Source organism: Halomonas jincaotanensis (assembly GCF_018448785.1).
GTDB classification, from domain to species: Bacteria; Pseudomonadota; Gammaproteobacteria; order Pseudomonadales; family Halomonadaceae; genus Halomonas; species Halomonas jincaotanensis.
Genome location: NZ_JAHCLU010000029.1, coordinates 18,688 through 44,481 on the forward strand (window position 1 = coordinate 18,688; position 25,794 = coordinate 44,481).

20 protein-coding genes and 2 pseudogenes are annotated in these 25,794 nt (G+C 55.3%); 8 read left to right on the top strand and 14 right to left on the bottom strand.

Features of this window, described 5'->3' with window-relative positions:
* Positions 1–24 precede the first annotated feature (24 nt).
* A pseudogene (locus KG088_RS17910) lies at positions 25–456 on the bottom strand (transposase); the annotation flags it as partial.
* 268 nt (positions 457–724) lie between these two features.
* Complete coding sequence (locus tag KG088_RS17915; protein WP_213827771.1) at positions 725–1,639, bottom strand: ArdC family protein; 915 nt, start codon at positions 1,637–1,639, stop codon at positions 725–727.
* Between the two features lie 974 nt (positions 1,640–2,613).
* Here KG088_RS17915 and KG088_RS17920 point away from each other — a divergent pair.
* The 5 genes from KG088_RS17920 (at position 2,614) to KG088_RS17940 (ending at position 6,610) form a co-directional block, all read left to right on the top strand.
* Entirely contained in the window at positions 2,614–3,105 is a 492-nt protein-coding gene (locus KG088_RS17920) for an endonuclease (protein WP_319941472.1), read from the top strand.
* Complete coding sequence (locus KG088_RS17925) at positions 3,062–3,508, top strand: integrase core domain-containing protein (RefSeq protein ID WP_250148358.1); 447 nt, start codon at positions 3,062–3,064, stop codon at positions 3,506–3,508. Before KG088_RS17920 ends, KG088_RS17925 begins: the two co-directional genes overlap by 44 nt.
* A gap of 119 nt (positions 3,509–3,627) precedes the next feature.
* Positions 3,628–4,257 carry a hypothetical protein gene (locus KG088_RS17930; RefSeq protein WP_213827776.1) on the top strand — a complete coding sequence of 210 codons (630 nt, stop codon included), beginning with the start codon at positions 3,628–3,630 and terminating at the stop codon, positions 4,255–4,257.
* Between the two features lie 36 nt (positions 4,258–4,293).
* Positions 4,294–5,817 (top strand): aldehyde dehydrogenase family protein, encoded by a 1,524-nt coding sequence (locus KG088_RS17935; protein WP_213827778.1) that lies wholly within the window; start codon positions 4,294–4,296, stop codon positions 5,815–5,817.
* Positions 5,818–5,896: 79 nt separating this feature from the next.
* Positions 5,897–6,610 (top strand): tRNA-dependent cyclodipeptide synthase, encoded by a 714-nt coding sequence (locus KG088_RS17940; protein WP_250148359.1) that lies wholly within the window; start codon positions 5,897–5,899, stop codon positions 6,608–6,610.
* Between the two features lie 342 nt (positions 6,611–6,952).
* Here KG088_RS17940 and KG088_RS17945 read toward each other — a convergent pair whose 3' ends face one another.
* The 12 genes from KG088_RS17945 to KG088_RS18000 all read right to left on the bottom strand — a co-directional run bounded on the left by KG088_RS17945 (position 6,953) and on the right by KG088_RS18000 (position 22,535).
* Positions 6,953–7,723 carry a DUF7662 domain-containing protein gene (locus KG088_RS17945; protein ID WP_213827782.1) on the bottom strand — a complete coding sequence of 257 codons (771 nt, stop codon included), beginning with the start codon at positions 7,721–7,723 and terminating at the stop codon, positions 6,953–6,955.
* Between the two features lie 117 nt (positions 7,724–7,840).
* Positions 7,841–8,761, bottom strand: coding sequence for a nucleotidyl transferase AbiEii/AbiGii toxin family protein (locus KG088_RS17950; RefSeq protein WP_213827783.1), 921 nt, complete (start codon positions 8,759–8,761; stop codon positions 7,841–7,843).
* Positions 8,751–9,551 carry a type IV toxin-antitoxin system AbiEi family antitoxin domain-containing protein gene (locus KG088_RS17955; RefSeq protein WP_213827784.1) on the bottom strand — a complete coding sequence of 267 codons (801 nt, stop codon included), beginning with the start codon at positions 9,549–9,551 and terminating at the stop codon, positions 8,751–8,753. Before KG088_RS17955 ends, KG088_RS17950 begins: the two co-directional genes overlap by 11 nt.
* 376 nt (positions 9,552–9,927) lie before the next feature.
* Positions 9,928–12,429: a S8 family peptidase gene (locus KG088_RS17960; RefSeq protein WP_213827785.1), complete on the bottom strand. Its 2,502-nt coding sequence runs from the start codon at positions 12,427–12,429 to the stop codon at positions 9,928–9,930.
* Between the two features lie 9 nt (positions 12,430–12,438).
* Positions 12,439–13,437, bottom strand: a complete 999-nt coding sequence (locus KG088_RS19885) for an AAA family ATPase (RefSeq protein WP_213827786.1) — start codon at positions 13,435–13,437, stop codon at positions 12,439–12,441.
* A 118-nt stretch (positions 13,438–13,555) separates the two neighbouring features.
* Positions 13,556–14,746, bottom strand: coding sequence for a GIY-YIG nuclease family protein (locus KG088_RS17970; RefSeq protein ID WP_213827788.1), 1,191 nt, complete (start codon positions 14,744–14,746; stop codon positions 13,556–13,558).
* The gene (locus KG088_RS19975; RefSeq protein WP_213827790.1) at positions 14,739–16,784 is read right to left on the bottom strand and encodes a pseudomurein-binding repeat-containing protein; all 2,046 of its coding nucleotides are present in this window, start codon (positions 16,782–16,784) and stop codon (positions 14,739–14,741) included. Before KG088_RS19975 ends, KG088_RS17970 begins: the two co-directional genes overlap by 8 nt.
* Position 16,785: 1 nt before the next feature.
* On the bottom strand, positions 16,786–17,652 hold the full coding sequence (locus KG088_RS17980) for a hypothetical protein (protein WP_213827792.1): 867 nt from the start codon (positions 17,650–17,652) through the stop codon (positions 16,786–16,788).
* The gene (locus KG088_RS17985; protein WP_213827793.1) at positions 17,649–20,405 is read right to left on the bottom strand and encodes a class I SAM-dependent DNA methyltransferase; all 2,757 of its coding nucleotides are present in this window, start codon (positions 20,403–20,405) and stop codon (positions 17,649–17,651) included. Before KG088_RS17985 ends, KG088_RS17980 begins: the two co-directional genes overlap by 4 nt.
* A 384-nt stretch (positions 20,406–20,789) precedes the next feature.
* The gene (locus KG088_RS17990; RefSeq protein ID WP_213827795.1) at positions 20,790–21,995 is read right to left on the bottom strand and encodes a tyrosine-type recombinase/integrase; all 1,206 of its coding nucleotides are present in this window, start codon (positions 21,993–21,995) and stop codon (positions 20,790–20,792) included.
* 33 nt (positions 21,996–22,028) lie between these two features.
* A complete protein-coding gene (locus tag KG088_RS17995; RefSeq protein WP_213827797.1) occupies positions 22,029–22,274 on the bottom strand; it encodes a hypothetical protein in 246 nt (81 codons plus the stop codon).
* Positions 22,275–22,307: 33 nt separating this feature from the next.
* Positions 22,308–22,535 (bottom strand): hypothetical protein, encoded by a 228-nt coding sequence (locus KG088_RS18000; protein ID WP_213827799.1) that lies wholly within the window; start codon positions 22,533–22,535, stop codon positions 22,308–22,310.
* A gap of 318 nt (positions 22,536–22,853) precedes the next feature.
* On the opposite strand from KG088_RS18000, the gene KG088_RS18005 reads away from it, so the two are divergent.
* The 3 genes and pseudogenes from KG088_RS18005 to KG088_RS18015 all read left to right on the top strand — a co-directional run.
* Positions 22,854–23,039: a hypothetical protein gene (locus tag KG088_RS18005; RefSeq protein WP_213827801.1), complete on the top strand. Its 186-nt coding sequence runs from the start codon at positions 22,854–22,856 to the stop codon at positions 23,037–23,039.
* A 335-nt stretch (positions 23,040–23,374) separates the two neighbouring features.
* Complete coding sequence (locus tag KG088_RS18010; protein WP_213827803.1) at positions 23,375–24,457, top strand: tyrosine-type recombinase/integrase; 1,083 nt, start codon at positions 23,375–23,377, stop codon at positions 24,455–24,457.
* Positions 24,458–25,300: 843 nt separating this feature from the next.
* Positions 25,301–25,596: pseudogene (locus KG088_RS18015) on the top strand (transposase); the annotation flags it as partial.
* Positions 25,597–25,794: the final 198 nt, after the last annotated feature.

A 25,794-nucleotide genomic window follows, 5' to 3' on the forward strand; every position in this document is an offset into this window, starting at 1 on the left:
TCGCGAGAGGGTCGCCAACCACCTGATTTCTCTGGCATAGTGTGTCCAAACAACCGACACGCCATACGGTGACATGACCATCTGCGACATCAACGTCGACGAGAGGTGCACATCGAGCGCCGATTTCACCTCACCCATGTGAGCCTCGGCGCTGCCACGCTTGCGGTACAGCGCCAGGACCTTCTCAGGCCGCCAGTCGAATTTGCCGAGGTTGGTGACCAGGAAGACGCTATGCAGCAGCAGATCATCGAGGCGTTCCTGCACCACCAGCACCACGCGTCGCGGCGACGGCCACGCCCCCGCCTGGTACGTCAGGTCGTGGTACCACTCCCGAGGTTGCTCGGGCGGGCGGCCTCGAGGCCGTTTCAGGTACGGCGCCGCCAGCGCCTGAAGCCTCGAGTGACTGCGCAGCCGGCCCAGATACTCGATGCCACGATCTTCCACCTCCATAACCCTGACACAACAAAATCGATTTTCTTATATCACAGGACACTCAGATTGTAATTGATACAATCACTATCCGATTGAAGCTGATGTGAACCGAGTTGCCCAGAGCACATTTTGTCCGCACTTGGTTCAGGGACTTGTTGAACCAAGTGCGCAGCTCCGTGAGCTGCGAAAAGCTCTACTGGTAACGCAGCCCGGCCAAGCCTTGGGTGCGAGCGTCTTTTCTACGGCATCGAGCCTGGGGTCTGAATGGGCATAGTTAACAGGCCGGGGCCGCCTATTCGGCGGCCTCGGAAGTTGCGGGTTGCATGCCGTGAAGGTAATCCGCGGCCCGCTGCGCGTGCGCGGCGGCGCGGAAGATGGCGCGCTTGTCATTGCGCAGGACTTCCAGCCAGCTCGCGATATAGGCGCTGTGATCCGGGCGGGGCTCGAGCTCGATACCGAGGTCCGCAGCCAGGAAGGCGCTACCGAGCTCGGCGACCAGCTCCTCCTGCGCGTAGCCTGCATCGCCCCAGCGCTTACGACCGAATTCGCGATTCAGCCGCTCGGGATGCCGAGTCCAGTGGCAAGTCTCGTGTGCCAGCGTGGCGTAGTAGCTTTCGGCGTCGCGGAAGGTCTCGAAGGGCGGCATCTGGATGCGGTCGGCGCCGATGGCGTAGTAGGCCTGATTGCCGCCGTGGCAGATAACGGCCCCGGTGGCGGCGAAGAAAGCGTCGGCGCGTGCGATGCGCTGCACCGGATCGAGCACCGGCCCGGCGGTCCGGTAGTAGTGGTCCGGCAGCCCTTCGACCTGCTCGACATTGAAGACTGTGTAGCCCTTCATGAAGGGGATGGCCTGGTCAATTTCTTCCCCGCTGTCCGCATCGACTTCGGTGCGGGTGATCGTATTGGCGTAGACGACCTGCTCCCCCTTCTCGCCCTTGCGGACATGGCCGCCGAGCTCCTTGGCCTGGCGGAAGGTCATCCAGATCGGTGCGCTGTAGCCGATAGCGGCGGCTGCGGTCCAGAGCATCAGGATGTTGATGCCGTTATAGGGCTGGCCGTTGTAGCGGAGCGGTTTGGTAATGCGGCCGGCGGCATGTTCGGCGTTCCATGGCTTCATCCAGGGGCGCACGCCTTTCTCCAGGTCGGTGATGATCTTGTCGGTGATCCGGGTGTAGATGTCGGTTTTCGTTGCGTTATGGCGTGTCATGGCGCGTTCCTCCGTTCTTTGGTTTTCCTCACGACGCTGAAAGAAACGGGCCGGGGGAAAAGCCGGAAAGACACCGGAGGGGAACGGTCAACACGGGAGACGCCGCAGGCGGCGAATGGAGCGGGCAGACCGTTGTCTTTACGGCGCACCCGGCCAGATTGAAGCGTCATGGATTGAGGAAAACCGAACGGAGGGACCGCCCGCCGACCACGCACGCAGCGAAAACGCATTACAAAACCGGATCACGGATCATCACCGCCGCGAGAAGATGCGCCTCCTTGAAAGGAAAGGAACGCCATGCCGCCTGCCGCATGCCATCGCGCGACGCCCGGCCAGTCACCGGCAAACATCCGGCTCTGGACCGCAGAGGACATGAAAAAGCGCACGCGCTGGAAATTAACGCCGACAGGCGCAAGGCGGCCCGCTTGTCCGCATCAGGGGGAGACGGGCGCGGGCAGTGCGATACAACCCCACCGCCCAAAGCGGGCAGCGGGTGCAATCACCGCCGTATCCCCTTCATGAGGGTCTACAGCGACAACAATACGAGCATGGGCCGGCCGGACCACAGGACCGCCGGGGCGGATGTCATATATGCAGCGCTATCGCTGGTGCATTGCCGCCGCCTCCGGGGCGATCTCTGCCAGGCGCGTCCAGGCCGCCCAGCCCCCCGCTTCAGAGGCGCTCAAGAAAGAGCCGGAGCGAGACACAAGTAAGCGCTTGCTGACACGGATATGACCGGACGGGGCCTATGAGCGGCTGGGCCGGGACTGAGAATACAGCGGTCATGCAGGAAGCGGTCGTAGAGAGCCTGAATCGCCGCGCTCGGAAGCACTCCTGCCGCCTCTACATTCGCTACACTTGCCGATGCCGAGCATGCATCGCAAACAGGAAGCGCGTTATGCGGACGCTTGTCATCGGCCTGATCGGCCCCGCCGTCGTCATTCTAGGCCGCCAAGAGGATCGCCGAGCAAGATATCTATTACGACCGGGACGAGACCTTCTATTGCGGGTGCACCTTCGATTTTGAGGATGGGCCCGCCCTTCCCTCCTGCGGGTACGACGTGCGCAAACAGCCTGACAGGGCAAGCCGCATCGAGTGGGAGCATGTGGTCCCGGCCTATGACTTCGGGCGGCAACGACAATGCTGGCAGGACGCCGGCCGCCGACATTGCCGGTCGAACGACCCGGTCTTTTGGCGGGCTGAAGCCGACCTGCACAACCTGGTGCCGTCCATCGGCGAGATCAACGGCGACCGCTCCAACATGCGTTACGGCATGGCGGTCAGCAGCGACGCCTATCAGTATGGGGACTGCCAGGCCAAGGTGGACTACGGCGTCCGGACGTTCGAGCCACCGGCCCATGTGCGCTGCGATATCGCGCGCACCTATTTCTGGCCGGCGCCTGGCTCGGTTCCTGGACGACATGCCGCAGCAGCGCACTCTGCCCGCGTCGATTGTCTGCGATAACGGCCCCGAGGTGACCAGTAAGGCTACGTTCTTCTGGGCGCGTGAAAGGAAGGTCACGCTGGCCTTCATCCAGCCGGGCAAGCCGACACAGAATGCCTTCATCGAGAGCTTCAACGACAAGTTCCGCGATGGGTGCCTCAATCAGCACTGGTTTCTGAGCCTGACCGATGCCCGACATGAAATCGACCAATGGAGAGCCCACTACAACCATGTCAGTCCGCACAGCTCGCTGGGCTATATGCCACCCATAGCCTATGCCCAGCGGTGTGCACAAAGGAACAGTTTCTCGCATTGTGAGTGGACCAAAAACAGGGGAAAGGTCATCAGAACCTGCATCTGCCCAACGAAACCAACACCGTACAACCCGCACTCATCAACGCCTTTAACAATCGTCATCCCATAAACGAAGCTGGGCGCACCATAGGAGACCTTGTGAAGGAGATGATCAATCATCGTCTGTCTTGACCGTGTGCCACGCAACGACCACACTTTCACAGAGAGACCACATTGGGGCTAGCTTGCATGAGCGACGAACTCAGCGAAATGGAGCTTGATGAGCGCCACCTCATGTGGGAGAAGAACATCGATATTGTAACTGCTTTTTTGACCACCAATGGTCAAATCCAGATTACTCTAGTCGCCGCATACGCTACGGCGTTGGCGTTTCTAGCCACTTGGGGAAATTCGTTGACTGGCGCTGAAAAAGCTTCAACGTTCTCAATAACCATCCCACTATTTTCGCTTGTTGCTCTGATCTTGGCACTAAACGTCTATTCATGGATTGCAATTCAGATCTCTTATCTTCAAACGGTGGCGCTGAAGCATCCAAGAGTGCGCGAACCGATCACCTACTTTGACTACCGGGCGCGCATTGAGGATAATTGGCTGTCACGAGCTCCAGTGAAGAGATTTTTCATCGTCGTACGGGGTGGCTTCAAGTACTACATCCAACTACCTTTTAAGATGCGTGACATATATTGCTATTATTTCTTAATTTATGTTATTTCTCCGATTGCATGTATGGTCTATGTGCTAGATGGAAAGGAGCTATATTACCGATTGGCTACTCTTATCTTTGTACAGATACTGATTGTTTCTTACGGGCTAAGAGATAGACTTGCGGGCTCGATGCTGTCGGCAAGCAACATCTAAACAGCACGGGCTTTCCCCACAATCAGGAGGTGACGGATGTCAAAGAGTTTTCCAAGTGAGAACATAAAAGGCTGGGCCACTATCGGAGACGAAGCAAAACGGATCTTGGATGGCTTAAAACTGCCCGGCTTCGATAGTGTGTGGACTGACGGCGAGTGGGATGGTGAGGTTTTTGACAACCGCTCCGGAATAAACCAAAGCGTAATCTGTTCGGTACCTCAGTTTGGCCCGAAAGAAATCGAGTTAGTGGTCAACAAAGCAAACCAAGCAGTGAGTGGCTCAGGCGGTTGGGCCGCCATGTCTGCATTGGAGCGAAAGTCCAAGATACTGGATTTTCGGCTGAGGATTCTGAAGCATGCGGACGAATTGGCGATGCTCGATTGCATCGATGTGGGCAAACCTTACCAAATCGCGCGGGCTGTGGATGTGCAAAGCGCGGCCAGGAGTCTAGAGTGGTATGCAGAACTCGCGGATAAATTCTACGGAGAACTAGCTCCCACAAACAACTTGGATGCGATTTCTTATCAGCCGCTGGGTGTCGTATCCGCTCTGGTGCCCTGGAACTACCCGATAATGATCGCTGCATGGAAATTCGCGCCGATGTTGGCTGCGGGGAACGCCGTTATACTTAAGCCTGCTGAACAGTCTCCCCTGTCTGCGATGCGATTGATGGAAATTGCCAGAGAGTCGGATTTGCCGCCGGGAGTGTTCAACGTTGTCACCGGCGACGGCGAGACAACGGGGCAGGCATTGATCCAGCACGTAGATGTTCACGGGGTTGGCTTTACGGGCAGCTCGGAGACTGGCAAGGTTGTAATCGGAGCGGCTAATTCTAGGCGACTAAAGCCGGTTTCACTAGAATGCGGTGGAAAGTCTCCCGCAGTTCTCTTCGATGATTGTAACGTCGAAAAGGCGGTCAAACTGATCGCCGCTGGGATCTTCTACAATGCTGGCCAAAGTTGCAATGCTCCAACCCGGGTATTGGCTCACGAAAGTATCGTTGAACAGGTAATCGACATGTTTGTTGAGGAGGCTAAAGAGTACCTTCCAAATAACCCGCTGTCCGGAGATTCAAAGGTTGGATCAATTGTTGATCGAATTCAGTACGAAAAAGTCGTTTCGCTGACCGAACAGGCGGTGAACATGGGTTGTGATGTGGCGTATGGATCAACAGAAAGAATGTTTGAAGAGACTGGGGGATACTATATTTCCCCAATGGTTCTCACAAACGTCTCAAGAGAGTCGCCAGCTTTTCAAGAAGAGATATTTGGTCCGATATTGCCGATCACATCATTCTCGACTGACGATGAAGCCATTGAATTGGCCAATGACTCCCGCTACGGATTGTGGGCGAACGTCTTCACTACGTCGCTAGATCGAGCTCTGAAGTCGGCGAAGCAAATTGACGCAGGTACTGTTGCAACTAATGTGACATTCGGCGGTGACATCACTACCCCGTTTGGCGGTTTCAAGGATTCCGGGATAGGCAGGGACCGTTCGACACACGCTCTCGTCAAATACATGAACGTTAAGCACACCAGTCTTGTGCCAAATAGTTAAGATAAAAAGAAAAATTCTCTTGTGAGATTTCGAGAAGACTATTCGGAAGAGTTGGGGTGCCTCGATTTGCAGAAACGTTATGAGACTACCACCTAGAAGGTACAAGTCTGAGAACTATGGACTCGAAGTCCGTGTGACTAATCGGTCAGATTGGAGCTCACTGAACAGAGCTGAAACTATTATATCGGTTGAGGTATCACTCGCTAACGAAAAGTGCACTGGCAACCATCTCCGAGCAATATTGGATTGGATCGGTATAGGCTGGTCCGAAATACAATTCTCAATTGGCGATACCCTGCATCGGTTCAACGTATATGCGGGTGAGTTGAGAACCGGAAATGGTCGGTCAGAAATGGAGATGGCCGAAGAATACACCCGAAACCTTGGAAACGACTGGATGGAGAGTAATGCCGCTTGGATCGGCAGCCTTCCAATCGACACAAGAATAATCCGCTGGGATGAATGGCGAGCTCATCCCAATTTCCTTGATGAAACCAAGCGCTTTCGTGATGCGCTTTCAGCTGATCCTGAGTTTGCTGAAGCAGTCTATCGCGACATCCAACAGTTTAACGAAAGGCGCGGGACGACAAATTCGAAAGAGCACCATCTAGCGGTTCAATCGGAGTATATCCTTGAAGAACTCGCTGTCTATGCTATCCAATCTGAAGAGAAATCCACCATTAACATTTATCCTGGTAGTCCGCTTGGTGCTATCAAGTATTGTGAAAATGTGTCTGGCCTGTGCGCGTTGAACCGGCACTATGGGTATGTCAAATTATCCAGTCTTAGTTAGGGCTGAGTGGTTTTGCCGAGCGTATAAGGAGGAAACGACATTGAAATTGGCTCGAAGATAAGAACAGGCTCTAGGTGTATGGTCCCGGGAAGTAGTGGCCCGGGTAATCATGAAATCGTTCAGGTTCTTCTTGCCACCAGTCGAGGAAGCGCTCGATCTTGGCTGGCAGGTGGCGGCGCGCCGGAAAGACGCCGTGAATGCCCAGTGTTACCGGCGCCTCTTCGGTCAGGATCGCGGAAGGCTTAAGGAATCGAGGGAAAGAAGACAGGCTTGTGAAGGCAATGACCGTCGCAGCCGTCAACGAAAAGCGGCATTGAGCAGGCAAGCATTCGCTGCCCAAGATCAGCGATTGAGGCTTTCGATCTCCGCACCGTCTTCAGATACGATAGCGGCATGCTCGAATAAACGCCGCGTCGCTTTATTCAGAAAATTCACCGGCATCGTGGCACCGGCAATCACCATGCTGTCGGCGTCGGTCATGATATCGATCTTGATACTCTCCCCTGCTTCAAGGTGCTCTCGCAGCAAGGCATTGATTCTGATATTGGTCGCCTGGCTTGGCCCCGGATTGGCGTAGTGATAGAAACGCCGCCGGAGCCGGACCGTTTCGCCAATATAATGGCGGCTCTGGCCCGCCCCCGGCAGGCGCAAGCGATAAAGCCCCGCCACGTCCGGGACAGGTGGAAAAACGATCTTGCCGCTTTCATCGAGCGTCAGGCTACCCAGCGTGCGCCATGTCATGCCGATGGCGAGCTCTAACGGATTGAAGCCGTCCGCTTTCGGTAAGGCGCTGACATCGAACGTACCGGCAACTGCCCTGGTACGCTGTGAAGGCTGTCCACATGTCAGAGTGACAAGCTTTCCCGCACCGGCGTCGCGGTGGAATGTGACGGTTTCTCCGCTCAAGTTGAGATTGCCGGTTCGCCAGCCCGCTGAAAGCCAGGCTGTCGCATGCCTGCCCTGGCGCGCATCATTGGCCCACCAGGCCGAATACATCCGGGCGCTTGCCGGTAACGCAAAGCCGAGGATGGATTCCAGCGCCTTGAAACTGACATGCCGTTCGGATTCACCCAACGAATCCAAATACGCGCTCAGCTTTTTGTATTTACTCATCACTACGCCTCGTCTGCGCAAGGGATCGACGCCGAACGGCGGAAACCCGCCCCGCGGGGTTCGGTTCACGAGAGCCCGGTCCCCAGCGGGGATGCGCCGCACCACCATCACCCTGCTTTATGCGGACAGGACTTCCTCCAACGCCTTGATAATCGACTCACGCGTGCCGGGCCCTGCCCTTTCCAGATTGAGTTCGCGCCACCGTACCGCCGGAAGGCTCTCGAGGCCTTCGATGCCCAGCGTCTCCCAGGCCGGATTGCCTTCGTAAAAGGAAATCAGAAATGACTTGTGCTCTTCCGGCATGCCGGACAAGACCGTGCTGACAAGCCGGTCCCTGGCATCCAGAAGCGTTTCTAGCGACACAGGCCGCTCCGTCATACCGGCAAAGTCGGTTTCGAATATAGCGCGGATGTCTTTTGCGGGCGGGGCTAGCAGGGAATGTGGCGAATGGTCGTGGCTGATCAGATAGACGATCAGCGCCGTACGCAGCTCATCGCTTATCCCTTCTTCCTCCAGGAGCAGGTGGACGTCGAACAGATCGCGGGGATGCTGCCGGTCCAGCGCCGCCATGATCTTGCCGGCATACAGGTCGGCAAAAGACAGAACCTGAATCTTGGCAAAGCCGAATTCATCCTCGGTCGTTTCCGATACGGGCATCACTACCGGCTCATAGACGCAGCCCCGCAGGACCGGCGTCACTTCGACCTTGATTTGGAGGCGATGCTTGGTTCGCACTACCAGCTTGTTGATCGGCCCCTTGCCGCCGGGGGCCGATTCCTGAACCGTCATGTCCGGAAACGCTTTGGCGATGCGGGCACTGATCCGCTTCAGGGCGATATCAATCTCTTCCAGTGATTGCGTCCTGTCCGCGACCGGCAGGTATGTCAGGTCGATATCCACCGACAGGCGCGGCAAATCACGGACAAAGAGATTGATGGCCGTCCCGCCTTTCAGGGCAAAACAGTTCTCTTCGGCGACCAGAGGAAGCACTGAGACCAATAGCTGTACTTGCTGCCTGAATGTTGGATCAAAGGGCATCCATGTTCTCCGGGACGGTGATTTGGTATTTTTTGTCCAGCGTGCCTCCCTTGGCGATCATCCGCTTTCCCTTGCCCAGGTCGATTTTGTCGTGGTCGATCATCTCCAGCCACTGATGGCGATGCCGGCCAGCAAAAAAGCAGAATAGCCGCTTCACTTTTACGCTCTCAGCCTCCTCCAGCAAGGCCTGCATCTTGCGCGGGCGAAGCGTCACAAGCCCCTCCATGAACTTGTCCACCATATCGAATGACGTGCTGTTCGGAAGCTCGTCGATCAGTTCGAGAATTGCCCGCTCGGGAGCGGAGCGCACCAATGGCCAGCGCCAAGGCCCCCACTCATCGACATCCAGCGCGCCCGGCAGCCGAGGCTGCCCCGCCTCCCCTGGCGAGTCCAGAGAGAGCTGATCGCTGTAATCCGTCAGCCCCGGCAAAAAGCGTGACCGGTTATGCACGACAAACGCCGGCATATCCGGGAGTTTCGCGAGCCAGGAGGGCAGTTTGCGGTCGGTATAGAGGTGCACAGCCTGCTGCGCCTGGTAGAGATAGTGGGAATAGCCCCGCATCTCCAGGGCGGTCCGTCCGCCGACTGAGACGGGATAGCTCAGCAGAACCTGTAAGGAAATGACGACCTGCTCCCAGCGCAAAACGCCGCGCGGCCGCCAGTAAACACCGCGTACCGGGCTGTCCAACCAACCACTGGAAACATACTGGCTGCGCAGCGCCCGCGAATAGCCGTGCGCCTCCAGCCACGCAGCATCGACCAGCAGCCCATCCGGCAGCAGACGTTCCAACTGGTTTAGCTTTCCACCTTTTAGTTCGCTCATGCTATACAATATAGCATTTATTCAAACTAAAACAAGTTTGATTTGAAAGCAAATAGAATAGTAAAACTATACAAATAGTTATATATATAAACTAAAAGGGACACTAAGCCGGCGAAGCACAAGTGTAGAGCGGAATACCGGGGAGACCGCTAACTGCGCCTTCAGCACATGCGAAGGGCTTGGCCTTGATGGAGGATGGAGCCGCAGGCCCCAATTCATGAAAGAAGAATCAGCCCGTCAGGGCTGGCTATAGCTGCGCAAGGGATGGAAGCCAGAAGGCCGAGACGCCACCGGCGGGCTCGGTTCTGACAGCCCGATCCTGCTATACAGTATGCATCGACCTTTATATTTCGATCTCGATACCAGGCTCGATGATATTGCTGATTGGCGTATACAGGTCGATCTCGGTATCTGGCGCAGTCAAGTTGACGATAAGCGAATAGCGAGCTTCCTGTTCACATACAAGCGGATCGCGTCGCTCTTTCCACCACCCAGAGACAGGCTTCACACAAAGCGTATTTCTGGCAGCAAGCTGCGCACCCGTACCACGCCAGACATCGCTGTGAATTGATCCTGCCGAAATGCTGTCTGATCCTAGCATCCACCCGCTATCGGATTCCCGCCGGGGACCTCCTCGTCTTGGGTCCTCGCGCTCCTGGGCATTGATTGCTTGACGAAATGCGCGTTCGGTTTCCCGCGCACGCTTCAGATCAAACCGAAGACCAAAGGATTGATAACGCGCAGGATCAATGGCTGCCGATTTACCGGGGTTTGGCTCCACAAAATATGAAAGGGTGATCTTGAGCTTAAACTCAAGCTCCGCGTATTCCTCAAGGACGTCGCGAGGCCAAGGCAGCGAGTAATAGTGGCATTCATTGAAGACTACGCTGCCATTCTGTTTTCGCCTGTAAGGCTGGATCGTTCTCTGGGCGACAAGCGCAAGATCGCTGGATGCAGAGGCCGTGGCGCGCTCATAAGAGGGCACTCCATAGCCGAAGATCCGTACCAGCTGCTTGCGGGCGCGCAAACTGTTTTCAGAGAAGAGCCGCTGCGCCATTGGCTCCGTCCAGTCAGCGCTGTGGACGATCAATCCTCGAATGGTTTCCGGCCAAAAATCTGTGTGATCCGCCTTCAAACGCGCTGCCATACGGGCGGCTTGTGCGGTCGCTGCGCTCGTAGCCGCAAAGTTCACGATCGGCAGACGATCTGCCTCTGCGCCCGTCGTCAGTAGCTCAAGTGACGGACAATCCACAAGGTCCTGCTCGTTTCCGGAAACTGCGCGGTTGCCTGCCTCGAAAACGACCTCAGGTTTTATCGGTGACTTACCCGGATGCCACGGTGTCGAGTTTCGTGAAAACGGGCTGATGTCGCCGACGTTGGCGACGGGCCGATGATTTACAAAATACGGGTCGGCAGGGTCGATGTCAGTCTTATCGGTATAGCCACCGACAGTCAGGGCATTCCAAGCCTGGGCGGGATCTTCGATAGGATAGTCTTCAAGGACACCGAGACGCGAAGCCTGCATGGCGTTGCGGACATTGCCGCCTGATATGCAAATTAACCGCCGAGGCCTATCTTCCTCATCACCATAAAGATGCCCACCAGCGGCACGGTCAACGCATGCGCTCCAGCTACTAGCGCGATCACCGCTACGGTCTTCATTTGTAACAGCCATACAAAAGACGCGTCGTCTTTCCGGGTTCTGGACCTCAGCCAGCGAGACAGCATCCAGTGTGATCGATCCGTAGCGTGCGGGGTCGTTGGGATTAAAACCTTCAGCCGGCAATATGCGGACAGATTCCAGACGATGAGTAAGCGCATGCTCTCCTCTGTCGTGAAGGCGCGAGAAAAGGTCGCCGTACAAGGCGAGACCTGCCATCGACGTACCGTGACTACCACGGATATTGTCGGTAGCCGGCCATTCGGGACTGACACTCATCAGGTCACCTTCGTGGAGCGCCGGCTCAATTAATACATGCGCTCTGTTTACGCCGGTGTCAAGCAAGCAAACGCGGGGCACATCGGTGCCGGGCCAGATCGTTCGTTCAGCAAGATCGTCCGCCCAGTCATGCTGATTCTCACGCTCATCTTCTAGATAAAAGTTCGGAGTATCGGAGCCGCGGCGTAACTCCCCGATGCCTTCAGCAACGATCAAGGCAAGTTCGACATCCGCTCGCCTCGCCAGAATGGGTAGAATGGTAGTTTCCGGAAAGTGCAGCCAGCGATCCTCATGGGCGGGACGGCATTCCATACGCCGGAATACAGCAGCAACATCCGTAACCTTATCCGGATCGCACCAAACCTCCCACCACATACTTTCCTGAGCATGTTCAGGAAGGCTCGACGGATCGTCGGTCCAAAATGAAAAAAGCCGGGCACGACGAATCGTCTCAACGGGATCGACAAAATCTTTTCGCTTGGGCTCGCCCCTACCGGATAGCTCACCGGTTGCATAGTCATCGAAGATAGTATCAAGAACCGGGATGGACTCATCTGGAATGAAGACAACAGCAGATACCCTGTCGCTTTCCTCATCGATCTTGGTTGCTCCGACGACGATATGCTCGCGTTTTCGTTCTAGCTTCTGAGCTTTCGCGCCTTTTTGAAGTTCGACCTCATAATATTGCCCCGTGCTTGGCGTTAGGCCCTCGGGAAGAGCGGCCTGTTCACGCTCCTGCACGCCCTCGCGGAACGTTGCCTGAAGCTGCTGGCGGAGCATACTCCCGTGCGCAGCTCTGATACGCGGCGCTCTGCCGTCGCCGATATTTTGTGGGGGAGAAGTATAGCGCCCCGGAACAGCAGAGTTGGAAATATCGAAATGCGGCTTGTCGAAATCTGACGGCATGAATTCACGTTAGTCGTTATTTGTATTGTTTGAAAAAACGTCCTGCATCTCCTGCCGTTCTTCCAAACGACGTAATATCTGGTCGGTCGTAACGGTGCTTCGCTCGTCGAGAATAGCCGCTTTCACGGCATCTTCAGCTGCTTTTACTATCTCGGCTTGGCTCAGACCAGCGGAAGCCACGATTATTTTTTTCCAAGCCATCCTTCCAGTTTTAAATGGTCGGAGGCCCATCATTACGATCCGTTTTATGTCTTCATCCGTCGGCAGGTCAAAGCTGAGGACAAGATCGAAACGCCGCAGAAGTGCACGGTCAAGAAGCTCCGGGTAATTCGTCGCACCGACGACCAGGCTATCCGTTGCATTCTCTTCCTCCATATATTGCAGGAAGGAGTTCAAGACACGTCGCATCTCTGCAACGTCGTTCGTCGCATTGCGCTTGCCGCCAACAGCATCGAACTCGTCAAAAAGATAAACCCCGCGCTTTTTGGCGGTCTCGTCAAACACAAGCCGCAGTTTGGCGGCAGTTTCGCCCATGTAGCGGGTAATGAGCGTCTCAAGTCGAATAACGAACAACGGAAGGCGGAGCTGTCCAGCGAGCGCTTCGGCAGTCATGGTCTTGCCTGAACCTGGCGGACCAAGGAAAAGCACACGACGGCTTGGGACTTTTCCGTGCTCACGCAGCCAATCGCGCCGGACCTGCTGACGCACGAGGTCATCGAGCCTTCCGCCAAGACGAGCGTCAAGTATAACGTCTTTAAGAACGTAGCGCGGCTCCCGGTGCTCGATGATGCTTTCGAGCTCACCGCGTGGCTTGGCAAACTGTATGGGGACACTGGTCTTTGAGCCAGACCGAGCCGCGTCGACAGCGGAGCGCAGCTCCTGAGCCGTCGTCTTGCGCCCTTGCCGCGCTTCAGATGCCGCGATCTGCAAGGCAATGGAATAGAACTGCTCGTCGTCGCCATCGGCACGACTTCGCAACATTGCCAGTATTTGCCTTGCGTTAGACACGTCTCGCTCTCTTTTTCTGCCTTATCGTCAGTAACTTACGTACAGGATATTTTAGCACGGACTCGAGGACTTTGACAGGAAAACGGGTTTACCTTAGATGTAGGGCCCGCATTCTCATTTAGTTGGCCTTTTCGAATTTCGCATTCTTCGGGTCGTATCGTAACTCGGAAATCGTCCCGTCCTTGATCTTCTGGACCGCTTGATCAATCACGAATAGCGGAACGAGGAACCACTCGCGCGGGACAACGGGATTGCCGAAGCGGTCCATGATTTCGATATCGAGTTGTGCGGGTTCAAAAATTCGGTGGATTAAGTTTTCGAGCTTGGTGCGGTTGATATTGAACAACTCGTAGGTTGCTACGACCTCAACATCCGCCATCATGAATGTCGGCTGGAGCCGCGCGCCAGCGATACGTTTCGCGACGCTCATATTGGTGACGCCGATCTTGTGTATAAGATCGCGGTTTTCCGCGACAACCGGATGATCGGATTTACTGCGCAGGACATAGATCGTGCCACTAGCCTCGTCGCCGTCGATCGTATGCTCCGCGAACAAGGGACCGGCCACGGGTTCGGTAATGCGTCTGCCTGCTTCGTCCTTATTCAGGGCGCGTTGAAGCGAGCGCATGAGCATGTTGCTCTCCGTGCCATTATCGAAGATCACGCGCAACCGCGCATCCGTCCGCCCCTGTGCTGTGATGGTCGTTTCGCCCATCTCCGCGACATAGGCTTTCTGGCCGCCGACAATGAAGAACCGTCCTTGCTGTATGTCGGCCTTCATCTCAAACGGCCGAGTTTTCCGCAGGCCGCTATCCAAATCGCTCTGCACTTGCTCAAAGAGCAGCTTGAAAGTGTCAAAATCTTCGCATTTTTCGCGGTTGGCGATTTCCTCGGCAGCCTTTTTTTCGGCGCTCGTCCGAACATATTTTAGCTCAGTGATCGGCGGGGCCTCGGCCTCGATACCAAGCTCTGCAAGGAGCGCATCGTCATCCAACTCGTCGGTCGCCGAAGACGACGATGGCACTGATCCGGCCAGAAGTCCCTGATGATCCTTTGGCTCGATCAAGTCCCGACAATCCGGCTGCTCGCGGATACGGTCAAGGCGAACGGCATACAGACGCTCGAAGATGTCACGGTCTTCGCCATGCTCCGGCGCTCGGCCATGTTCTTCGACAAAGCGCTGTATTTCTTCGAATCCCGCAATAATGCGCTCTTCGCGGGGTGTGCGGTATTGTGCTTTCTTCTCTTCGACTTCAACGCCAAGCTCGGCGAGAAGTGCATCGTCGTCTTCTGTGAATTCTTTAGCCATTGGCAGCCTCCGCTTTCATGCGGGCAAGGAAGGCCACGCCTTCGGCCATTTTCTTTTCCCATGCGTCAGGGGATGTGATCGAAGGCAGCCGTCCGCGCTCCTGCTTGAACTTCACGGCACGCCGCGCCAGGTCACGCGCTTCTTCGGGTGTGAGCTTTACTTTCTTTGCCGAGATGATGGCCTGAACCTGCTTCAGGCTTTCCTCGCTCATCGTCTTGGCGAGGATGGCATAGGCTTCGCTGAACGGGTTGATCCGGTCTATCAGGTCGATATCCAGGTCGCGTACGTCCATCGCAAATTTCCGGACGCCGTCGATCAAGGCGGTGTTTCCGCTCTTCTCGGAATCATCGCCTTCGACCGCCGCTTCCTTGGCCTTCTGGGTGAGGTTCAGCGCCGCGATTGCATGCTGGCGAACGGCTTCCTGATCCCCTTCGTCAAGCTCGGGGTACTTGTCCTTGATGATCTTACCCATGCGCACCTGGGTCAGCTCTTCGGGAACGAGTTCCTCGTCAAATAGCCCGCGCTCGACGGTGGTTTTGTCCTGTGCGAAAGCCGCGATCACTTCGTTCAGGTCTTCCTGACAGATGCGCTCAGCTTCCTTGCTCTTCGGCTCGACAAGCCCCTTAATCTCGATCTGGAACTGGCCCGACTCTTCATTGAACCCAACATTGCACTTGCCTTCCTTGTATCCGCCCTCGCCGTAGTCAAAGCCGGGAGCTGGCCCGCTATCCGGTTTCTTCGGAGTGAAGTTGAAGCGCGGCGCGAGTACCTGCTCCATGAGTAGGCTGGCGGCGATCGCCTTCAGCGTATCGTTCACGGCTTCGGTGACAGCCGCCTCTGCGGCATCCGGCTCGGCGATCAGGTTGGTAAATCGGGCGCGGGTCTTGCCCTCTGCGTCACGGGTGGCGCGACCAATAATCTGTACGATCTCGGTCAGGCTCGATCGGTAGCCAACCGTCAGCGCATGTTCACACCAAATCCAGTCAAAGCCTTCCTTAGCCATGCCCAAGGCGATGATGATGTCCACATGGTCACGATTGTTCTTCTGTGTGGGGTCTTTTAGCGCCGCGGAAACCTTTTCACGCTTGGCTGGATCGTCATCGACCAGATCGGCGATCCGCAGGACACGCCCGTCTGAGCGCTTCACAAGCTGGAATCCTGTGGCGGGGTCCGTTCCCTGCCACGCGCCTAGTTCCTCAATGATATGCTCGACTTCCCTGATCTTGTCTTTGGTGCTCTCACGCGAATTAACGGACGGGATGTGGATGATCGTTTTCTCGGCTGGGTCCAGCACTTTCAGGATGTCGTCGGCATAGGCACCAGAATAGAAGTAATAGCCGATATCCAGCGTCTTCAGATACTGATAACCGTTGAGCTGCTCATAGTAGGTGTAGGTGACAGTATCGAACTTCGCCTCGTCATGAGGCATGAGCACGGCCTCGGTATCGCCACGGAAATATGATCCGGTCATAGCGACGATATGCACCCTGTCACGCGCCATCAGCTCGGTGAGCTGAGCACCGAGCTTGTTATCGGGGTTGGCCGAGACATGGTGGAATTCATCCACGGCGATCATACGATCATCGAAGGCTTCAACGCCGAATTTTTCGACGGCATTGCGGAATGTCGCGTGAGGACAGACCAGGACGCTATCATCGCTTTTCAGGAACGCGCCCACGGAGTCAGCTTTACCCCCATCCGCGCCCGGCGCATTGCAGAGATTCCATTTCGGCACGACATGCCAGTCCTTCCAGAACCCGAACGCGCTCAGCGGCTCGTCGGCAAAGCTCGACCCGATGGATTTTTCCGGCACGGTGATAATCGCCTGTCGAAGCCCCTGATTGTGCAACTTGTCGAGCGCGATGAACATGAGCGCGCGGCTCTTGCCGGAGGCAGGCGGCGACTTGATCAGGAGATACTGCTCACCTCGCCGCTCAAAGGCGCGTTCCTGCATCGGGCGCATGCCAAGCTCGTTAGATTTAGTCGAAGTGCCGTTGCGGGCGTAGGTGACAGAGACGGATGGAACATTATTGGTCACTCTAAACTCTCTTTCGTTTGTCAAATCTGCGAAGGAATAACCGTGCTGTGATCAAAGTCACCTGAAGTCTGAAGGTGGCATCCTCTTCTTCAGACAATCCTGGATGGCCACCGTGAGGGTGCATCCTGCTCATCAGCCCTTGTACGTATTGAGGCTTCTGATTGTTGGCATGCCACTCGTTGTAGTCAGCGAGCAGGAACGGCGAAGCAAGCTCGCCAAGGAAGTCGCGCTTTGCCTTGCTATCGCCACTCCCAGCATAACCAAGAAAGGTAGCGATTTCATTGAGGTAACTCTCAAAGAAATTTCGAAGCTCGCCATTGGCGGATGACCACTCTCCCCGCTGGAATGCTGAAATTGCTTGTTTCAGATGCCCATGAGCCACTGTGAAGTTATTTCGTTCCAGCAATACTGCCAATTCCGTCTCGGCCTCTCTGAAGTCTAGACTTGGTACCTCGCTAGGCAGCATGCGCCGAAGACTGTTGACCTTTATCTTCGCGGGACCACCGAAAATCGATTGGCGCCCGCTCGGTTCCTCTATCTCTTCCTCTACGATCTCAAACCCGTCAAAACGAAGGCCCGCTAAGAGCTTCCTCCATGTAGAATTTTCCTGCACATAAGGCGGGCCTTGGATTGCCATTTCTAAAAAGGCACGGCTCAAGCTGACTTTGCCGGCCTCCGTCAGGACTTCAGGGTCAAGCTCGGTAGCAATCTTCGCCCAGCTACGAACCCGTGCAGCTTTGCTCGATGTCTCTATGCCGTGCTGGTTGATATCCCACTGAATTTCGAGGACGTTCATATCATCATGCGAGTTGAAAGCAGCAATGGCCTCGGCTGCCGCAACGATGGTCAAACGGTTGAACTTACTCATGCCGCCCCCTTCGTTTTGGTCATCTTCGTGTAGAGCTCAAAGAGCTTTTCCAAGCGCTCTGTATCGTTGCGGAAACGGCGTCCGATGTAGATGCGCTCCAGAACCTCGTCGTTGCTCTCATGCGCTACACGCAGGTTTTCCGGCATTTTCTCGGGATCGTAGAGATCGGCGATGGTCGCGGGGAAATGGACCTCGCGCGCGAGAAGGATATCTTCCGCGCAGTGCGTCAGATCTTCCTTGTTCTTCTCTGTCAGTTTGGGAACGGGAAAGGTATTCCAGCCAATAGTATTAGAATAGGAGAAGTCGGTCCTCATGCGCACGCAGACGGTGCCTATCCAGACCCAATGTAGGCGCGATGCGATCAGCGCCATGTTCCAGAGTGGAGCGTCGTAGAGGGCAAAATTTCTATCGCCCAAGATGACTGTCGGATCGGCCAACGCAACCGGAAGGAACGGACGGTTCTCAGATGACACTCTAGGGATTACGAGGGCAGCGTCATCTCGGTTGGATCGAAAAGCAAACTTGTGGGGGGTATCCATTGAAGCCTTCGCCCTTGGTCCAGCCTTCGGGCCGCTTCGCTTCTTTCTGACGCGCTCGAAACGCTCGGCAAAGTTGGAGATTCCTAAAGCCGCGGGTAGATCACTATCTTCCACCCAAAGACAATACCTTTGCTTGCCATTGATAAGCTCACTAGAGCCTAGAAAGGAACGTACCATGTGATTGGCATTTTCGGGTATCTCGCCAAATTCTTCTTTCATTGACGCAAGAAGCGCACCATCATCATCTGCGACATTACCCGAAATGAATTCTGGCCGACCATCAAACGGCTTCGATAAGCCGCTAACGATCACGTTCGGAGCGTCAACTAGATAAGCGTTTATGTGTTCAACCTGACGCGAAACGGTCTCGCCATTCTCATCTATTGAAAATAGCCGTTTCTTTCGCCCTACAACGTTCGTGATCGCGACGATTGCTACGGTTACGCCTGCATTATGACTGGCGAGGTTGGCCCATTTGAAAGACGTATGCGCAAATGTGATCTCATGCCTTTTAGCGAAGATAGCAGTCCATAGACTGGGCACCTGCCTTCCCTGACAGATCGATTTGGTCGTCACGAACGCGCTGACGGTCGGCGTGTGCAGAGCAAAATCCGCCGCCTTCATGAACCAAGCAGCTACATAGTCGAGAGACTTCCAGCTTTTGACGCGGCCCTCAAAGATGCGTTTGAGGTCATCCTTCTGTTCCGCTGATTGCCAGGTCGAACCTAGATAAGGCGGATTCCCGCAAATATAGGTCTCCCCGCCTTCATTCTCGAAGTCGATCTCGGCCTGATCGAGCGGCGTGCTGAACAGGTCATCGCCATGCATCTTCACGCCGGTCCCCGTCGGCGGGCAGATGCTGAGCCAGTCGATCCGCAGAGCGTTACCGCAGGTGATCCAGTTCATTGCGTCGAGCGGCAGGAAATCCCGCAACGCCTCCCGCTGGCCGCGATAGAGCACATCACACTGATACTCGGCAATGATCAGTGCCAGCCGCGCCACTTCGGCGGAGAAATCCCGCAGCTCAATCCCTCTGAAGTTGGTCAGCGGGATGTCGGTTCGACGGTCGGGCTCCCCGCGCCGCTTGTTGATCTCGGCCTCGATCGCCCGCATTTCCTTGTAGGCGATGACAAGGAAGTTGCCGGAGCCGCAGGCAGGGTCGAAGACCCTGATTCTTGCCATCCGGTTGCGCAGGTTCAGCAGCTTGCGCGCGTTGTCCCCGGTTTCCTCCAGCTTCTCGCGCAGATCATCGAGGAAGAGCGGGTTCAGCACCTTAAGGATGTTCGGAACGGATGTGTAGTGCATCCCCAGAGCGCCGCGTTCCTCATCGTCGGCGACGGCCTGGATCATCGAGCCGAAAATGTCGGGGTTGATCTTCTTCCAGTCGAGATTGCCGATGTGCAGAAGGTAGGATCGCGCGATCTTGGAGAAGCGCGGCACGTCCGTGTCGCCGGAAAACAACCCCCCATTGACGTACGGAAAGGCATCCGCCCAACGTGGCAGGTTTGCCATTTTCCTTTCTTCGAGCGTCGTGTTCATGACGCGGAACAACTCACCGATGACTTCATGGGTGTTGGATGAGTCCCGCGCACTCATCTGCTCAATCGTTGTGGTGAAAAGTCCTGAACCGTCAAAGATATCAGTATCTTCGGCAAAGAAGCTGAAGATCAGCCGCGACATGAAATGATTCATGTCATGGCGCCGCTCGGCGGTCGCCCAGTCCGGATTGTCTTTTAAAAGCTCGACATAAAGCCTGTTCAGGCGACCAGTCGCCTTGATATCGAAGGCGCTCTCGCGAATTTGCTTAACGGTGCTGATGCCTGCAAGCGGTAGGAAGAAGCCGAAATGCTCGGGGAAGTCTTCGAATGGGCAGACGATCGGCGCGATATCTGACACAAGGTCTTCGGCTTCCAGGGTGACGCCATCCGTCGCCAGGAGGAATTTGACGCGATTGCGGGCGTTCTTCGTTGCCGGGCTCTCCTGTAGCTCGCGGATCGTGTCTGAGACCTGCCCTTCGGCGCAGACCTTTATGTGTATGTTGTTGGTCTGAAGGACGCCGCCGATGTCGGACTTGTTCGATGCGCCGCTGCGCAATCGCTTGATTGTGGTTGCCTTGTTGCCAAACGCTTCCAGGAACGCGAACGGGAATTCTTCGGCTTCGAACGGCTGATCAGCCAAGGCGGAAATAGCTTCTTCGATCTCGACAGCGTTCACGGCTCTGCGCCTCCCTTTTTGAAGACCACACACTAGCAACACTGGTAGTGGTCTGCATCACCCCGAAGCGCAAAATATTGAGATATACACATGGGCTCGTTGTGCCGACCGTCTTTTTGACTGCGTGTTGGCGACATGAGCGGCGGCATAGCTTCTTGCCACAAACTTGCCACAAGCCGCACCAGACAGAGAAAGGCAGTCGAGGATTCCTGCGGGCTTCAAAGGAGGTTGTTTTGTGGCAAAAAAAGTTGATGGAGCCATTATTATCGGCAAAAAATCGACTAAGTGACTGATTTTATTATGGTCGGGGCGAGAGGATTCGAACCTCCGACCCCTTGCACCCCATTCAAGAAAAATGGCTGATTTCTGCGCCTTTTAGAGATCTTACGCCACAGAATTGCCACAAGAATTTCTAAGCATGCCATTAATCATTCCCCTATCTTCATTTTTACCACTATCATCGTCCGGGAACAAATGTCCGTAGACATTTAATGTAGTTTCGATATTTGTGTGCCCCATCAAGGTCTGGATTTTCTTCAAGTTCGTCTTTTGATCAATCAACATCGATGCAAAGAAATGCCGCAGATCATATGGTCGGTATTTCGGCTGCTCAACGGGCTTGCCATCAACTTCTACTGTCTCGATCAACCCAGCCTCTTCGCAAGCGACGTTAAACCCTCGGCGCTGCCAGTTGCGGCGTGACTGCAAGCCACCGTTAGACGCCGGAAAAACGAGGTTATGGGTGCTTATCGGTGCGTGGTTATCGGCATAATGCTGAACCATGTCGATAACCTCGGGGCTCAACTCGATAAATCGACGCGCGGCCGGTGTCTTCGTGACTGAGATTTTCTTACCCCCGCCCTCAATGGCCCGCTCCACCTGAACGCCATGACCTGCTAAGCAATTCTTTGATATCGCCAGATACTCTTGAGGTCTCATGCCTGAGTCCGCGGCAAGATAGAGCATTGGTCGATACCGCTCCCAGGCATTTGCTATAGTCTGGTTCTTGGCGTTGGCGAGTCTGTCGGCCGCACCCAGCAAGGCCAGGACGTCCTGTTTGGTCGGCACGACCACAGGGTCTTTGTAGCGCGCATCCGTTCTAATGCAGATTCCAGGGGCGACATTATGTGGTAACACACCCCTGATCATCATTTCCTTCATCACTGACTGGAAAGAAGAAAGCACTTTTCCGGCAAGATCACGGCTTATATCGCTTTGCAAAAGCCATGAGCGGAACGCTACAATGTCTGGCGCCGTCAGGTTCTGAATTTCTTTGTCCCAAGGGTACTCTGTTATAAACTTGGCACGATACTCGTAGTTTTTTAGAGTATAAGCTGTCACAGGCTCTCTGCCATTAAGCCCTTCTTTTTCACAGACACGTAGCCACTTTTCCGTGGCTTGCCTGACAGTTTTGATTTCGCTGTGAAAAGAGCGTTTATCCTGCTTCGTCTTTCCACTTTCTACGAAAGCAAGTGCCTCCTTCCGTGTATCGAATGAGGCATAGGCATAACCTGACTTCGCTGCTTTACTCGGGTAGCGTACTTGGTATGTCGTGCCTTTCCTGCCTACCCTCTTCCGTATATCAGACATTAAACAGGATAATTCCGCAAAGACTCTGGAAAATCAAGGCTTATCTCTATTATAATAACTGTTTTCTGCATCTATCTGACACTGTTGGTATATACGCACCAGCGTCCCCTTCTCGATTTTCAGCCGGCCTTCAATCGGGTCGATAAAAAAGGGCAACTTCCGCTGCCCAGCTGCATCTTTATCAGCCGCACGCTTCATCTGCCGATCGCTCAATGAAACTCCCATATCGGCTAATACCTTACGCGCCTCTTTTAAGCCAATATAACAAGTCCTCTTCATGCTCTTAGACCTCCTATATGTGTTAACTTGTATTTACAATTTATAATCATCAGCAGCCGAGCGATATGGCCCCGTGCTGTAAACCTTTGAGACATCCGGATACACATTATCCCCGAACCCATTCGTCGGGTTGATATACAGCGTCGCGCCCATGGAGTAACGCACAGCATGATCCGTTTCTATCTCACACAGCTTTTCGAATAACGCCTGCCTTATCTCCGCGATTGTCATCTCGCCTTTTATTTTAATTTGCATATCCATAACCAATCTATGGTTGAATTTATATTTTTATAATAACCCCTAAATTATTAACGTCATCTTAACTTATATTCCTGATCCCTTATGTGACGCCACTTTCCGAGACCAAATTTACCTCCCGCAAATCATGAGCACTACCCACAAGGGCACTGCCTGCCACGCCTTCATCCGTGATGATGTGCTGACTTTGTCACCTATCCTCCCTGATCTGTGTTCCCACGCCAGCCCATCAGGACGCTTTCCTTACTGAGTATGAATCGGGTGCAGGGCCGGAAAGGCCCTGATGGTCAGGGTCTCCTGAACATAAACAGGAGAACAGTGATGGACAAAATCATTACAACATCCGAGCTGGAACGCCGTAGCACCGGTGAGCTCGCCGCTCTGTTTTGCCGGGTTGCGCAGGACGCCGCCCAGCATGCACCGGGCACGCGAGAGCGTCGCAATGCCATTGTCAGTCTTGACAACATCTGCCGCGCCCTCGCCGCTCACAAGCCACCCAGCTTCTGAGTGTCCTCTTTAGAGTCAGCCGGCCTCCTCCGGGGGCCGGCTGTTTTTCTGTCCTGTAGTGACGAGGTTGGCGCAAGGAGACCTCAGATCGGGCCATGTCATCGTGTGAGCATGACCAAACTCTTTGCCATTTTGCCGCGACTGATACGGCTGCGTGACGCGCCAGCCTATCTCGGAATGGACCGTAACAGGTTCAACGCGGACGTTCGGCCCTATCTAACGGAGGTGCCTCTCGGCAAGCAGGCCATTGCGTTCGACCGGCTTGAACTGGACGCCTGGGTGGATGACTATATCCAGTGCAACGGGCGTCCCGGTCGATCAAGAGGAGATACGACATGGGACGCAAACAATCGCCGGGGCTCGTCAAGCGTGGCGGGATCTGGCACATCGACAAGCGCATCCGCGGACGGCGCATTTGCCAAAGCACTGGGAGTGCTGAGCTCGCGGAAGCCGAGCGATACCTCGCCCGGCTGAGCGAGGAAATCCGACAGGCAGAAATCTATGGTGTGAGGCCGACACGGACGTTCGAGCAGGCCGCAGCGAAATTTGTGCTGGGAAACCAGCATAAGCGGAGCCTGGATAGCGACATCGGGCGGCTTAAGCAGCTCATGCCATGGATCGGTGACCTGCCTCTTCATAGACTGCACCGCGGCGCGCTGGAGCCCTGGATCGAACACCGGCGTCAGGAAGGTGTATCAACCGGCACGATCAATCACGGCTTGAAGGTGGTGAGGCGTATCGTGAATCTCGCGGCATCGGAGTGGATAGATGAGTACGGGCTGACCTGGCTTCACGCTCCCCCGAAAATCAAGCTGCTACCGGACACGAACAAGCGCCAGCCTTATCCCCTCACCTGGGATGAGCAGGCACGTTTGTTCGCAGGATTGCCGGCGCATCTGGCCGAGATGAGCCTGTTTGCGGTCAATACCGGCTGCCGGGATAGCGAGATCTGCGGACTGCGCTGGGACTGGGAAGTAGCGGTTCCTGCTCTTGGCACGTCTGTCTTCATCGTCCCCGGCCAGCAGGTCAAGAACGCGGACGACCGTCTGATCGTGCTCAACCGCATCGCGCTGTCCGTTATCGAACGACAGCGGGGCAAGCATGAGACGCATGTCTTTGCGTATCGCGGCAAACCGGTGGCACGGATGCTCAACAGTGGCTGGAAGCGAGCCCGATGCAATGCGGGCCTGCCGCAAGTGCGTGTGCATGATCTCAAGCATACTTTCGGTCGCCGTCTCAGGGCGGCCGGCGTGAGCTTCGAGGATCGTCAGGATTTGCTTGGACACCGCGCGGGGCGTATCACGACGCATTATTCGGCGGCGGAACTGTCCCGCCTGATCGAGGCGGCAGACAGCGTATGCGAACGAGGAAGCAGGAGACCGGAACTGGTGGTTTTGCGCAGGCTGAGCGTGTCCTAGCCTCCCGCAAAATTCACGCAAGGAAATCCGGAAAAGCAGGAAAGCTTTGCAAGCAACTGATATTGGTGGGCCCAGCTTCACCCAAAAAGCTATTTCAAGCTACTGTTGTAGTTATGTTTTCTCTTGAGTACTTATGCAATATGCCCCCTTATATGCCCCCACTGGAAAACACTAGCCTCAGGAAAGGGTAAGAGCACGAATTGTCTGGCGACCTATGCAGGGAAGCAAGGGAGGGGTACGAGCCTCTATCATCCTAGGTATTCTTCGTTTTGCGTACTGACAAGAAGCTTGGCAAGCCCCCATTTTGATATACGTGCAAGGTTGGGTACGACGCTCGCCACGATCCCAACACCCTGCGGGTTCTGCGTTTCTGCGTAAACACCTGAGAAGCCACTGCTTTTGCAATGCGGATACCCTGCGCCATCCCTGCGGAAGACAAAACACACCCATCATATCGAACATTGCGAATTATCAAGAAGATTCTGATTTTCGATATTAATGGAACGTTAAGTAATATAAAAAACCATCGAGTAGCACAAGCCGCTCACCATAAGAGGGTGTTTACAAAAACAATAGGCGGTTAAGACGATGGGGCCTTACCTTCAGGGGAGGGATCCATGTCGAAAGGCGGTCGACCAAGGAAGATCGGTGGCGACGAGACGCGCCTACTACGCCAGTTGGTTGAGGAGACGCCACTTGCCACGCTGGACGAGATCATCGAGACCTTTTGCAGGCGTACGGGCCTGTCCGTACAACCACATGACGGTACGCAGACGCCTGGACGAGATGGGCATTCGACGTGAGCAGGCGCCGTTGCCACCCCCTCAAGGCAAGACGGAACAGCGTTATGGCTACCAGTCGGCCCACCGTCGTCACCAGCCCGAACAGCGCTACCCAGTTCGCTCACCGAGGAGGAGTGGCGCCTCGCGGGCGACCTCTTTGAGCGTGATGGCGATCGAGGCACCTCGCCTCGCTATTCTCGGCGTCTGTTGGTTGATGCATGCTGCTACGTGGTCCGCAGTGGGTGCTCGTGGCGAATGCTGCCCAAGGACTTCCCCTGGCAAAACGTGTGCCGGACGTTTCGCCGATGGAGTCAACAGGGCAAGTTCGAGCAGATGCACGACCGATTACGTGCGCAATAGCGGGAGCGTGAGGGGCGTACTCACATGCCCAGCGCAGCTGTTCTGGATGCCCAGTAGCCACTCGTTCCACTTTGCAAAACAGCCTCGGCAATGTCCTTTTGGCCCTGGGGGAGCGGGAGTGTCGACGCCGGCGCTATAAGTCCGTAAATCATCACAACAGATTGTCCCCCCGACCCGCATGACCTTTCCTTGTTG